Source organism: Mycobacterium sp. TH-M25 (genome assembly GCF_057473665.1).
On record NZ_JBYCLA010000366.1, the window covers coordinates 1 to 11755 of the forward strand.

Here is an 11755-nt window from a genome sequence, read left to right on the forward strand (position 1 = left end):
TGAACCAACCAGTGACGGAACGACCAAAGGTCCCCGGCCTCGGTCGCCTCGGGTTGGTCGACGACCGCGCGAGCGCCAATTTGGCACGGCTGGGTTGGCACACCGAGGAGCGCATCGATCTGCTGTGGTCGCTATCTCGGGCACCCGACGCCGACGCCGCCCTGTGCGCGCTAGTCCGGCTCGCCGAGGCCCTCGGCGACGGGTGGGCTGAGCTCAACCAGGCGTTGACCACCGACCGCTCCCTGCGTGGTCGGCTGTTCGGTGTGCTGGGGTCTTCGCTGGCGTTGGGCGATCATCTGGTTGCCCACCCGCAGGCCTGGCATCTGTTGCAGGGCAACGTGAAACTGCCCTCGCCCGAGAAATTGCGGGCCGAATTCGCCGAATGCGTCGCCGAACCCGTGACCGCTGCGGAGTCGCCCGCGTGGCGGCTACGCGAGCTGTACCGAAACCGGTTGTTGGTGCTGGCCGCGATGGATCTGGCGCCGGTCGTCGAGAACGAGCCGGTGCTGCCCTTCCAAGCGGTCGGAGCTCACCTGGCCGATCTCGCCGATGCCGCGCTTGGTACGGCGCTGGCGGTCGCCCAAACCACTGTCTGCGGCGACAACATTCCGCCACGGCTGGCAGTCATCGCAATGGGCAAATGCGGTGCGCGCGAACTCAATTACGTCAGTGATGTCGATGTCATCTTCGTTGCCGAACCGGCCGACCCGGTCTCCGCCCGAATCGCCGGCGAGCTGATGCGGCTGGCGTCGGAGGCCTTCTTTCAGGTCGACGCCGGACTCCGCCCGGAGGGCCGGCACGGCGAACTGGTCCGCACCCTCGATTCACATGTCGCCTACTACCAACAGTGGGCGAAAACGTGGGAGTTTCAGGCATTGCTCAAAGCACGTCCGGCTGCCGGAGACGCCGAGTTGGGCAAACGCTACATCGACACCTTGATGCCGATGGTGTGGAACGCCTGCGAGCGTAAGGATTTCGTGCCCGAGGTCCAGGCGATGCGCCGACGCGTGGAGCAGCTGGTGCCCGCCGTCGTGCGGAGTCGTGAGCTCAAACTCGGCACCGGCGGGCTGCGCGACGTCGAGTTTGCGGTGCAACTTCTGCAACTCGTGCATGGACGCAACGACGAGTCCCTGCACGTGGCGTCGACGGTCGACGCGCTGGCCGCGCTGGGCACCGGCGGGTACGTCGGTCGTGACGACACGGCGAATCTGACTGCGTCGTACGAGTTCCTGCGGCTGCTCGAGCACCGGCTGCAGTTGCAGCGGCTCAAACGTACGCACATGCTGCCGGCCGCCGACGATGACGAGGCGATGCGCTGGCTGGCTCGGGCGGCGCACGTCCGTCCCGACGGCAGTCACGACAGGCTCGAAGTGCTCCGCGACGAACTGAAGCGGCACCACCTGCGGGTGTCGCGGCTGCACACGAAGCTGTTCTACCAGCCGCTACTGGAATCGCTTGTGCCAGAAGGCCTGGAGTTCTCCGGGGGGATGACACCCGCGGCCGCCGAGCGTCAGCTGGCCGTCCTCGGCTACGAGGCCCCGCACAACGCCCTGGCGCATCTTTCGGCCCTGATCAACCTGAGCGGGCGGCGGGGGCGCGTGCAGTCGGTGCTGTTGCCCCGATTGTTGGACTGGCTCTCGGACACCCCTGACCCCGATACCGGGCTGCTGGCCTACCGCCGGCTCAGCGAGGTGATGGTCTCCCAACGCTGGTATCTGTCCACGCTGCGTGACAAGCCTTCAGTGGCCAAGCGATTGATGCACGTGCTGGGCACGTCCACCTATGTGCCGGAGCTGCTGATGCGCGCTCCGGAGGTCGTGCAGAACTACAGCGATGGCCCGGAGGGGCCGAAGTTGCTGGACGTCGACCCCGAGGCGGTGGCCGGTGCGCTGGTGGCTTCGGCCGCCAGGCAGAGCGACCCGGTTCGTGCCATCGCCGTCGCGCGCTCGCTGCGCCGACGTGAATTGGCGCGCATCGGATCGGCGGATTTACTGGGCCTGCTCGACGTCACCGATGTGTGCGCGGCGCTGACCGCGGTCTGGGTCGCGGTGCTGCAGGCCGCACTGGATGCGGTGGTCAAGGTCAATCTTCCCAAGAGCGGCGAGGCCCCGGCCGCGATCGCGGTGATCGGAATGGGCCGCCTCGGTGGCCGTGAACTGGGCTACGGGTCCGACGCCGACGTGTTGTTCGTCTGTGAACCGGCGGCGGGCGTGCAGGATTCTGAGGCGGTGAAGTGGTCGGTGACCGTGGCCGAGCAGATCCGTGCGCTGCTCGGCACGCCCAGCTCCGACCCGCCGTTGGAGGTCGACGCCAATTTGAGGCCCGAGGGCCGCAGCGGCCCGTTGGTCCGTACGCTCGCGTCCTACGAGGCGTACTACGAGCAGTGGGCGCAGCCCTGGGAGATCCAGGCGCTGCTGCGTGCCGATGCGGTTGCCGGCAACGCGGAGCTGGGCCGCCGATTCGTGCACTTGGCCGACAAGACGCGGTATCCCGCAGGCGGGGTGTCTGCCGAGGCGGTCCGGGAGATCCGACGGATGAAAGCCCGCATCGACTCCGAGCGGCTGCCGCGTGGGGCCGACCCGACGACCCACACCAAACTGGGTCGCGGGGGATTGGCCGACATCGAGTGGACCGTGCAGCTGCTGCAGTTGCGCTACGCCAGCGAGATCGAAGCGCTGCACAACACCTCGACGCTGGAAAGCCTGGATGTGGCCGCCGACGCCGGGCTGATCACCGGTGAGGACGCCGACCTGCTGCGGCAGGCGTGGCTGACCGCGACGCGCGCGCGCAACGCCCTGGTCCTGGTCCGCGGCAAACCCACCGACCAGCTGCCCGGACCCGGGCGGCTGCTCAACACGGTGGCGGTGGCCGCCGGCTGGGCGCGCAACGGTGATGGGGGCGAGTTCCTGGATAACTACCTGCGGGTCACGCGGCGCGCAAAAGCCGTCGTGCACAAGATCTTCGACGAATGAGCCACACCCGGTCGCCGGGTGCGCCGGCCGGCGGTGTTAGTTAAGAAGTAACGGTCGGCTGCTGAAGGATGCCCGCCACGAGCGCGAGGAGGCGGGGTTGGACGCGAATATCTCCTATGAAGTGATGAGCGCCGACGAGCATGACCGGCTCGCGGCGATCTACGGCCCGCTGACCGAGGATGTCCGCGCGTTGATCGACGCGGCATTGAAGACCGAAGCCGAGCCCGACTCGATCGACGCTGCCCGCACCGCGATCCGGACGGCCACAGATGTGTTGCGCAGCAGACAACGTGACGAGGTGCGCGTCGTGCGCCGCGCGGTCGGGGGACGGCCCGTGGTGTGGGGCAACGCGGTGGTCGGCTTGCGCAATGCGATCGCACCCCCGCTGGTTGTCCAGCACAGTGCCGACGGTTCGTCGTGCTGGAGCGAGTTCACCCTCAACTCCGCCTACGAAGGCCCGCCCGGCTGGGTGCACGGGGGCGTCTGCGCGCTGGTGCTCGACCACGTACTCGGTGAGGCCGCCAGTTCGGGTCTGACCAAGCCGCTGTTCACCGGCACCCTCACGCTGCGATTCGTCCGCGGGACGCCGCTGGGCAGGTTGCGCGCCGACGCCGCCGTCGAACGCACCGAGGGCGTCAAATCTTTTGTCTCCGGCCATCTTTCCAACGCCGACGGGGTGACAGTCGAAGCCGAGGGGATCTTCATCACGCCATCCTGGGCGCGGCCCGCCCGATGAACACCCCGCACCCCTACACCCCAGACGGTGAGCGCCGTTGGCGACCGTTCACCGAATGGCCCGACCCGTGGGTGCTGGTCGGCTCGCTGGCACAGGTCACGACCCGGCTGCGGTTCGTCACCACGGTTTACATTCCGGCGATGCGCAACCCATATTCGGCGGCCAAAGCCATTGGCACCGCGGCGTATCTAGCCGATGGACGGGTCGAGCTCGGCATCGGTGTCGGCTGGTGTGAAGAAGAATTCGATCTCATGGAGCAGCCGTTCGCCAGGCGGGGCAAGCGTACCGACGAGATGGTCGACCTGATGCGGGCACTGTGGTCGCCGGGCTGGACGGAATTCGACGGCGAGTTCTATCAGACGTCCAGGCTCGAAATGCAGCCCACGCCGCCGCGGATTCCGATCTACGTCGGCGGGCTCAGCGAGATCGCGTTGCGTCGCGCAGCGCGATACGACGGCTGGATCGGCGACCTGATCAACACCGAACGGGCGATCACGGCCACTAACCGGATACGTCAGCTAAGGGCCGAAAAAGGTTTGAAGATGGATGATTTCAGCATCTTGACGCCGCCGACCGACGCGTTCACGCCCGCCCACTACCAGCGAGCCGAGGATGCCGGCATCACCGGGATCTTAACCATGCCCTGGATGTTCTATTCCGGCCCGGAGGCCACGCTGGCGCAGAAGGTCGACGGCATGAAACGGTTCCGCACCGACCTCGGCCTCGACGGCTGAGCGGGTGCCTGCATGATGAAGTCTATGTTGGAAATCAGGCCCTACCGCATCGACGTTCCCGCCGACGTTCTCGACGATCTGGCCGAGCGACTCGCGCGCACCCGGTGGCCCGAGGCCGAGACCGTCGACGACTGGAGCCAGGGTATCCCGCTGAGCTACACCCGCGAGCTGGCCGACTACTGGGCCGACGGCTACGACTGGCGCGCCCGGGAAGCCGCGCTGAACCGCTTCGACCACTACGTCACCGAAATCGACGGGCTGGACCTTCATTTCATCCATCAGCGTTCTTCGCACGATGACGCGCTGCCGCTGTTGATCACCCACGGCTGGCCCGGTTCGGTGGTGGAGTTTCACAAGGTGATCGAGCCGCTGGTCAACCCGCCGTCGGGCCGCACGGAGGATGCCTTCCACGTGATCTGCCCGTCACTGCCGGGGTACGGGTTTTCCGGTAAGCCGACCGGCACCGGCTGGGGTGTGGAGAAGATCGCCCAGGTGTGGGAGAGGCTGGTCGGGGGGCTCGGTTACCACCGCTACGGCGCGCAGGGCGGCGACTGGGGTGCCGCGGTGACTACCCAGATCGGCCGCAATGAGGGTCGCTGCGCAGGCATCCACCTGAACATGCCGATCGCGAAGCCGGCGGGTAATGCGGAGTTCTCCGAGGACGATCAGCAGGCGCTGGCGGCGTACATGGAACATCGCAAGTGGGGCACCGGCTACTCCAAGCAGCAGTCCACCCGGCCGCAGACGTTGGGTTATGGATTGGTCGACTCGCCGGTGGGCCAGATGGCGTGGATCGTGGAGAAATTCTGGGCGTGGGCGGACTGCGACGGACACCCCGAAAATGTGCTCACCAAGGACGAATTGCTCGACAACGTGATGCTGTACTGGGTCACCGGAAGCGGAGCATCATCGGCCCGCCTGTATTGGGAGAGCTTCAACAAGTTCGTCAGCGAAGGCCGGGTGGAGCTGCCGACCGGAGTCGCAGCGTTTCCGAGAGAGATCTTGCGGACCCCGCGAGCTTGGTGCGATGCCGCCTATAACATCACGCACTGGACGGCGATGCCGCGCGGGGGTCACTTCGCCGCTTTCGAGCAACCGGAATTGTTCGTCGACGACGTCCGTGCGTTTTTCGCGACGCTGCGTTAAGGCTCAGCGCCGCAACCCAATTCGCCGTCGAGTCCGGATCGCATAGCGGCCGCCGCCGGTGAAGACGAGCAGCAGGAAGGCGAAGCAGAACAGCACCGAGTCCTCGCCGTGGTTGTTGATCGGCCAGAACCCATGGGGGAAGTGCACGGTGAAATAGGCGATCGCCATCTCGCCGGACGCCAGGAACGCCGCGGGCCGGGTGGACAAGCCGACGGTGATCAGCGTACCGGTGATCAGCTCGATCCAGCCGGCGTAGAACTCCGGCCATTGTCCAACGGGTGCAGCGTGACTCGTCGCGGGCCAGCCGATCACCGAGGACAGCCCATGACTGAGGAACAACAACCCGAACACGATCCGGAACACCGACAGGGCGACCGGCGCATACGAATTCAGCCGGGCCTCGGTTGTCTGCGCCATGGGCAGACAATACGTGCCTAGAGTTGCATCCAGACCGACTTGGTCTTCATGTACATGTCGATGCCCTCTTTGCCGAACTCGTGTCCCCAGCCGGACTGCTTGTGTCCGCCGAACGGCACGTCGTGGTCAAAGACCAACTGGCAGTTGACCTGCACGCTGCCCGCGTGCATACGCTTGACGAGCCGGTGGGCGCGGCTGAGGTTCTCGGTGTAGGCGGTGGCCGCCAGGCCGTAGCTGGTGTCGTTGGCCAGGGCTATGGCCTCGTCCTCGTCGTCGAACGGCAGGATGCTGACCACCGGGCCGAAGATCTCCTGCTGGTAGAGCCGCATGCCCGGGTCGACATTGGTCAACACCGTCGGGTGCACGAAGTAGCCCTTGCGGTCCAGCCGGTGGCCCCCGGTGACGACCTCGACTCCGTCCCTTTTGCCCTCGTCGATGAAGCCCATTACCCGGGTCAGCTGCTTCTGGCTGATCAGCGGGCCGCTGACGCAGCCCTCTTCGCTGGGCGCGCCCAGCTTGAAGGTGTTGGCCATCATCGAAACGCCCTCTACTACAAGGTCATACACACCGCGCTGGGCGAAGATTCGCGATCCGCAGACGCAGCCCTGACCGGAGTGCACGAAGATGCCCAGCGACGCCATCAGGATGGCCTTGTCGAGGTCGGCGTCGTTGAAGATCAGCACCGGCGACTTGCCGCCGAGTTCGAGCGTGACCTTCTTGAGGTTGTTGGCCGACGCCCGGACGATCTCCTTGCCGACCTCGGTAGAGCCGGTGAAGGCGACCTTCTCGACGTCCGGGTGGTTGGTGATCGCCGCGCCCGCGGTGTGGCCGTAGCCGGTCAGCAGGTTGACCACGCCCTCGGGGACGCCGGCCTGGTGGACCAGCCTGTCGAGCAGCAACGCCGAAAGTGGGGTTTCTTCAGCGGGTTTGACGAGCAGGCTGCCGCCGGCGGCCAGCGCAGGCGCGAGCTTGGCGCTGGCGTTGAAGATCGGGCCGTTCCACGGGAAGATCAGCCCGACGACGCCGTAGGGCTCTTTGAGCGTGTAGGCGTGCATGTCGACGAACGCGTCGGTGGCGATGCCGTCGGTCTTGACGTCGTAGGCGACGCCGTTGAGCTTGGAGCACCAGCCGGCGTAGTACCGGAAGAACTCTGAGCAGGTGGACATCTGCAGAGTGGCCTGCAGTAGCGGCATGCCGGTGTTCAGCGAGTCGAGTCGGGCGAACTCGTCGGCGTGCTCATCGATCAGATCGGCAATTTTCCACATCACCTTGGCGCGCTCGCGGCCCGGAAGCTGGGACCACACGCCGGATTCGAACGTCGACCTCGATCGCGCGACCGCGTCGTTGACGGCCTCGGGGCCACAGTCGGTGAACTCGGTGATCGTCTCTTCGGTCGCAGGATCGATGACCGCAATGACGTCACCCGTGCCGGGTCGCTTGCGGATGTCGTCCAAAAGGGACTGCAGCGCCATCTGATGCCTTCCATACGTAATGCTGGGCACTTGCTTAGCATCGCCGACGATACCGGGTCAAGACGGCGGTCGATCATTGGCGGTGGTTCGCGACCGGCACTCACGGCTATCTGCTGAATCTCCTGGTGCGCTGCAGCCCGCAGTGCTGGCAACGTCTGCTGCATCCCCGGGTGAGTCACAGCTTCAAAGGTAGGTCGCAAGCCGGGATTTGGTAGTTGCGGGTGGATCCGTTGTAACTGATAACAACGACAACTCGTATTATCAGAAAACGATATAAGTGATGATACGATCGGTTTATGTCATCAGTTGGCTCAGGTACCGCAGTCGGATACGAAACCCTCATGTGGGGTGTGCCGACCGAGGCCGGCTATCAGCGCTCTGACCTGCGTGCCGCCCGACGCCAGTCCGGTGAGTACCAGGCCGCCATCCCCGCCGAGATCGCCGCACTAGAGGTCGGTCTGCCTTCTGCTGTTCTCGCTGACGCCGAAGAAGCGGGCCAGGAGATCGTCCGGTTCGATACAGAACTCGGCAGTGAGATCGCCCCGTTCGCCTCTGTGCTGCTACGGACAGAATCAGCAGCCAGCAGCAAGATCGAGAACTTGACCGCATCTGCGCGCGCGATCGCCGAGGCTGAAACGCTAGGAAACGCCAAGCGCCGTAACGCGTCGATGATCGTCGCGAACACTAGAGCGACGCGAGCGGCTATCGACTTAGCCGACCAGATCAGCGGCGACGCCATTCTGGCCATGCACGAGGCGCTGATGCACGACAGCGAACCGGCTATCGCTGGTAAGTGGCGCACCGGGCAGGTGTGGATCGGCGGCGGGAACTTCGGCCCACGAGGCGCCGATTTCATTGCACCGCAACAGGACCGCGTTCCCGGCGCCATTGACGATCTAATCCGGTTCGCCAAGCGCAGCGATATAGCGGTGCTTGCGCACATCGCGATTGCGCACGCACAATTCGAAACCATTCACCCGTTCCCTGACGGCAACGGGCGCACAGGCAGGGCGTTGATCCAGTCGATGTTGCGCAACAAGCGGCTAACCCGTCAAGTCACTGTCCCCGTCTCAGCGGGACTGTTATCTGACACCGGTTCGTATTTCCAAGCGCTGACCGCGTACCGCGACGGCGACCCCGCCCCGATCGTCCAGAGACTGTCCGAGGCGTCGATGCTGGCCGTCGTCAACGGTCGCCAACTCGTCGGCGATCTGCAAACGATCAGATCGCAGTGGGAATCGAAGATCACAGCCCGCCGCGGCTCCGCTGTCCACCGTGTGGCGGACTTGCTCATCAAACGCCCTGTAATCAACGCGCAACTCGTCAGCGATCGACTCAACATCGCGATTAACAACGTCTACCGATACTTGGACCCGCTGGTCGAGTCCAAGATCATCGTCGAGTTCACCGACCGGGCCCGTAATCGGGCATGGCGCGCCCCGGACGTTCTCGACGCGCTAGACGCGTTCGCTGAGCGCGCAGGCCGCCGCGCGCTGCCCGCTGCGATGGATTGCCACGTCGTACTCGACACTGCCTCCACTTGACGGCATGGGCTTTAAAGCGTTGGCTGACAACATATCTCCGCTTCATGTGCTGCACTTCACCCGACCAGCTCATCCGGGCTCAACCTCGTCGAGGGCTGTTTGCCGAACGGGCACTTCAACTCAACGCCGACATCCACACCTGGAACGACCACGCCCGGCCCTACGTCTGGGCCAAGACCGTCGTCAGCGAGCGCTATTTTTTGCGCCTGAGCACCATCAGATTGTCCTGCAGCGTCGCCGGATTCCCGTCCGGGTCGGTGGCCGTGCGATCGATGGTCTCGACCCGGACGCGGTCCCAGTGCTCGGCCGGCAGATCCAGTTCGGCGAGCACCTCCGTGGGGCTCGGGAAGTGGAAATCATGCGGAATCGCCTTCGCCCAGGGCGGTGCACCGGCATGGTCGACGATTAGCAGCACTCCGCCGGGCGCGACGGCCTGAGCCGCGTTACGCAGGATCGTGGGCCGCTCCAGCCGCGCGGTCGAGTGCAAGAACTGTGCCGAAACCAGATCGAATGTGCCGGCGGGAAAATCGTCGGACAAGTCGCATTGGGTGAAGTCGATGAGGTTGGTGACACCGCGTGTCTGCGCCTGCTCGCGCGCTCGCTCGAGCGCATTTGCTGCGATGTCGACAGCGGTGACCTGCCACCCGTGCTCGGCCAGCCAGATCGTGTCCGCACCCTCACCGCAACCGAGGTCGAGCGCCCGTCCCGGACCGAGATCGGCTACCACGGCGGCGAATTGCGCGTTGACGCGGCCACTCCAGATCCGATCTTTCTCGCCGTAGCGTTGCTCCCAGTGGTCGCGGGCAGACTGTTCAGTTTCAGGCATGTCAACGAGCTTGACGACGCGATGAGCACATGCCAATGTTTTTTGCCATGCAGGCAAAGAGCGACGACGTCGACCTTCGCGTGCGAAGGCGGCTGCGAGAGCTGCGTACGCAGCGCGGCCTGACGCTGCAGGACGTGGCAACCCGTGCCGACATTGATGTTTCCACTCTGAGCCGGCTGGAGTCGGGTAAGCGTCGGCTGGCCCTGGACCACTTGCCGCGTCTCGCCGCGGCACTCTCGGTGACCACCGACGAACTGCTGGGCGGGCAACCGGCCGAGGACCCTCGGGTGCGGGGTCATGCGCACAGCGCGAACGGGATCACGTTCTGGCCGCTGACTCGCAGCGGTCCGGCGGGCGGTCTGCACGCATTCAAGATCCGGGTCAGTGCCCGACGCCGCACTCCGCCCGACGAATTGCCGGTGCATGACGGCCAGGAGTGGATCTACGTGCTCTCCGGCCGGTTGCGACTATTGCTCGGGGAGCACGACTTGGCGATCAAACCCGGTGAGGCCGTGGAGTTCTCAACGTGGACGCCGCACTGGTTCGGAGCTGTGAACGGAGCCGTGGAGGCCATCGCGATTTTCGGTCCGCACGGTGAGCGGCTCCACGTACACGCCTGAACAGTCGCAAAACGAGTCCACCCGCTCGGGATCGCCGAACGGGTGGACACGTTAGGAAGCTGACTTACACGTCGTAGTAGAGCGCGAACTCGTAGGGGTGCGGCCGGATCTGGACCGGCAGGATCTCGTTCTCGCGCTTGTAGCTGATCCACGTCTCGATCAGGTCGGACGTGAAAACGCCTCCCTCGGTGAGGTATTCGTGATCCTCCTCCAAGCGGTCGATCACCGCCGAGAGCTGGGTCGGGGCCTGCGGGATGTTCGCAGCTTCCTCCGGCGGCAGCTCGTAGAGGTCTTTGTCGACCGGGGTCTGCGGCTCGATCTTGTTCTTGATGCCGTCCAGGCCGGCCATCAGCATGGCCGCGAACGCCAGGTACGGGTTGCCCGAGGAGTCGGGGCAACGGAACTCCAGACGCTTGGCCTTGGGGTTGCTGCCGGTGATCGGGATGCGGACACACGCCGACCGGTTGCGCTGGCTGTAGACCAGGTTGATCGGCGCCTCGAAGCCCGGGACCAGACGCTTATAGGAGTTCGTCGTGGGGTTGGTGAACGCCAGCAGCGACGGGGCGTGGTGCAGCAGGCCGCCGATGTAGTGCCGCGCGGTGTCGGACAGCCCGGCGTAACCGGTCTCGTCGTACATCAGCGGGCTGCCGTCTTTCCACAGCGACTGGTGGGTGTGCATACCCGAGCCGTTGTCACCGAACAGCGGCTTGGGCATGAACGTGACGGTCTTGCCTTCCTGCCACGCGGTGTTCTTGACGATGTACTTGTAGAGCTGCATGTCGTCGGCGGCGTGCAGCAGCGTGTTGAACTTGTAGTTGATCTCGGCCTGACCACCGGTGCCCACCTCGTGGTGGCCCTTCTCCAGGGAAAAGCCGGCCTTGATCAGGTTCTGCAGCATCTTGGCGCGCAGGTCGACGTAGTGGTCCACGGGGGCGACCGGGAAGTAGCCACCCTTCGGGCGCACCTTGTAACCACGGTTCGGGCTGCCGTCGTTCTCGGTCGGCTCGCCGGTGTTCCACCAACCGGAGATCGCGTCGACCTCGTAGAACGTGCCGTTGATGTTCGAGTCGAAACTGACGGAGTCGAAGATGTAGAACTCGGCCTCGGCGCCGAAATAGGCGGTGTCGGCGATGCCGGTGCTCTTCAGGTAGTTCTCCGCCTTGCGGGCGATGTTGCGCGGGTCGCGCGAATACGGCTCCAGGGTGAAGGGGTCGTGCACGAAGAAGTTCAGGTTCAGTGTCTTGGCCTGGGTGAACAGGTCGATCTGAGCCGTGTCAGGGTCGGGCAG

Annotated in this window: 9 protein-coding genes and 1 pseudogene; 6 read left to right on the forward strand and 4 right to left on the reverse strand. The window is 65.1% G+C overall.

Annotated elements, in window-relative coordinates:
- The first annotated feature begins 11 nt into the window (after positions 1–11).
- The 4 genes and pseudogenes from AC2VOU_RS12300 to AC2VOU_RS12315 all read left to right on the forward strand — a co-directional run bounded on the left by AC2VOU_RS12300 (position 12) and on the right by AC2VOU_RS12315 (position 5588).
- Positions 12–2972, forward strand: a complete 2961-nt coding sequence (locus AC2VOU_RS12300) for a bifunctional [glutamine synthetase] adenylyltransferase/[glutamine synthetase]-adenylyl-L-tyrosine phosphorylase (protein WP_486957637.1) — start codon at positions 12–14, stop codon at positions 2970–2972.
- A gap of 97 nt (positions 2973–3069) precedes the next feature.
- Positions 3070–3708, forward strand: a complete 639-nt coding sequence (locus AC2VOU_RS12305) for a PaaI family thioesterase (protein ID WP_486957631.1) — start codon at positions 3070–3072, stop codon at positions 3706–3708.
- Positions 3705–4442, forward strand: a pseudogene (locus tag AC2VOU_RS12310) (LLM class flavin-dependent oxidoreductase); the annotation flags it as partial. The gene AC2VOU_RS12305 and the pseudogene AC2VOU_RS12310, both read left to right, overlap by 4 nt.
- Positions 4443–4475: 33 nt before the next feature.
- On the forward strand, positions 4476–5588 hold the full coding sequence (locus AC2VOU_RS12315) for an epoxide hydrolase family protein (protein ID WP_486957638.1): 1113 nt from the start codon (positions 4476–4478) through the stop codon (positions 5586–5588).
- Positions 5589–5591: 3 nt separating this feature from the next.
- Here the strand turns inward: AC2VOU_RS12315 and AC2VOU_RS12320 are convergent, their stop codons facing one another.
- Positions 5592–6005, reverse strand: coding sequence for a DoxX family protein (locus AC2VOU_RS12320; protein WP_486957632.1), 414 nt, complete (start codon positions 6003–6005; stop codon positions 5592–5594).
- Positions 6006–6022: 17 nt separating this feature from the next.
- Positions 6023–7477 carry an aldehyde dehydrogenase family protein gene (locus AC2VOU_RS12325; protein ID WP_486957633.1) on the reverse strand — a complete coding sequence of 485 codons (1455 nt, stop codon included), beginning with the start codon at positions 7475–7477 and terminating at the stop codon, positions 6023–6025.
- A 296-nt stretch (positions 7478–7773) separates the two neighbouring features.
- Here AC2VOU_RS12325 and AC2VOU_RS12330 point away from each other — a divergent pair, with 296 nt between their 5' ends.
- Positions 7774–9021, forward strand: a complete 1248-nt coding sequence (locus AC2VOU_RS12330) for a Fic family protein (protein WP_486957634.1) — start codon at positions 7774–7776, stop codon at positions 9019–9021.
- A gap of 193 nt (positions 9022–9214) precedes the next feature.
- Here the strand turns inward: AC2VOU_RS12330 and AC2VOU_RS12335 are convergent, their stop codons facing one another.
- Positions 9215–9847, reverse strand: a complete 633-nt coding sequence (locus AC2VOU_RS12335) for an SAM-dependent methyltransferase (RefSeq protein ID WP_486957635.1) — start codon at positions 9845–9847, stop codon at positions 9215–9217.
- A 47-nt stretch (positions 9848–9894) separates the two neighbouring features.
- Between AC2VOU_RS12335 and AC2VOU_RS12340 the strand changes: the two genes are divergently transcribed.
- Positions 9895–10467: a helix-turn-helix domain-containing protein gene (locus AC2VOU_RS12340; RefSeq protein WP_486957639.1), complete on the forward strand. Its 573-nt coding sequence runs from the start codon at positions 9895–9897 to the stop codon at positions 10465–10467.
- 64 nt (positions 10468–10531) lie between these two features.
- On the opposite strand, the gene glnA is transcribed toward AC2VOU_RS12340, so the two are convergent.
- Positions 10532–11755, reverse strand: a 1224-nt coding sequence (gene glnA / locus AC2VOU_RS12345; RefSeq protein WP_486957636.1) for a type I glutamate--ammonia ligase, incomplete at its 5' end; no start/stop codon positions are given.

Coding starts and splice junctions, on each gene's coding strand:
- AC2VOU_RS12320 (WP_486957632.1), bottom strand. CDS start 6,005: ATGGCGCAGACAACCGAGGCCCGGCTGAATTCGTATGCGCCGGTCGCC.
- AC2VOU_RS12325 (WP_486957633.1), bottom strand. CDS start 7,477: ATGGCGCTGCAGTCCCTTTTGGACGACATCCGCAAGCGACCCGGCACG.
- AC2VOU_RS12330 (WP_486957634.1), top strand. CDS start 7,774: ATGTCATCAGTTGGCTCAGGTACCGCAGTCGGATACGAAACCCTCATG.
- AC2VOU_RS12335 (WP_486957635.1), bottom strand. CDS start 9,847: ATGCCTGAAACTGAACAGTCTGCCCGCGACCACTGGGAGCAACGCTAC.
- AC2VOU_RS12340 (WP_486957639.1), top strand. CDS start 9,895: ATGCAGGCAAAGAGCGACGACGTCGACCTTCGCGTGCGAAGGCGGCTG.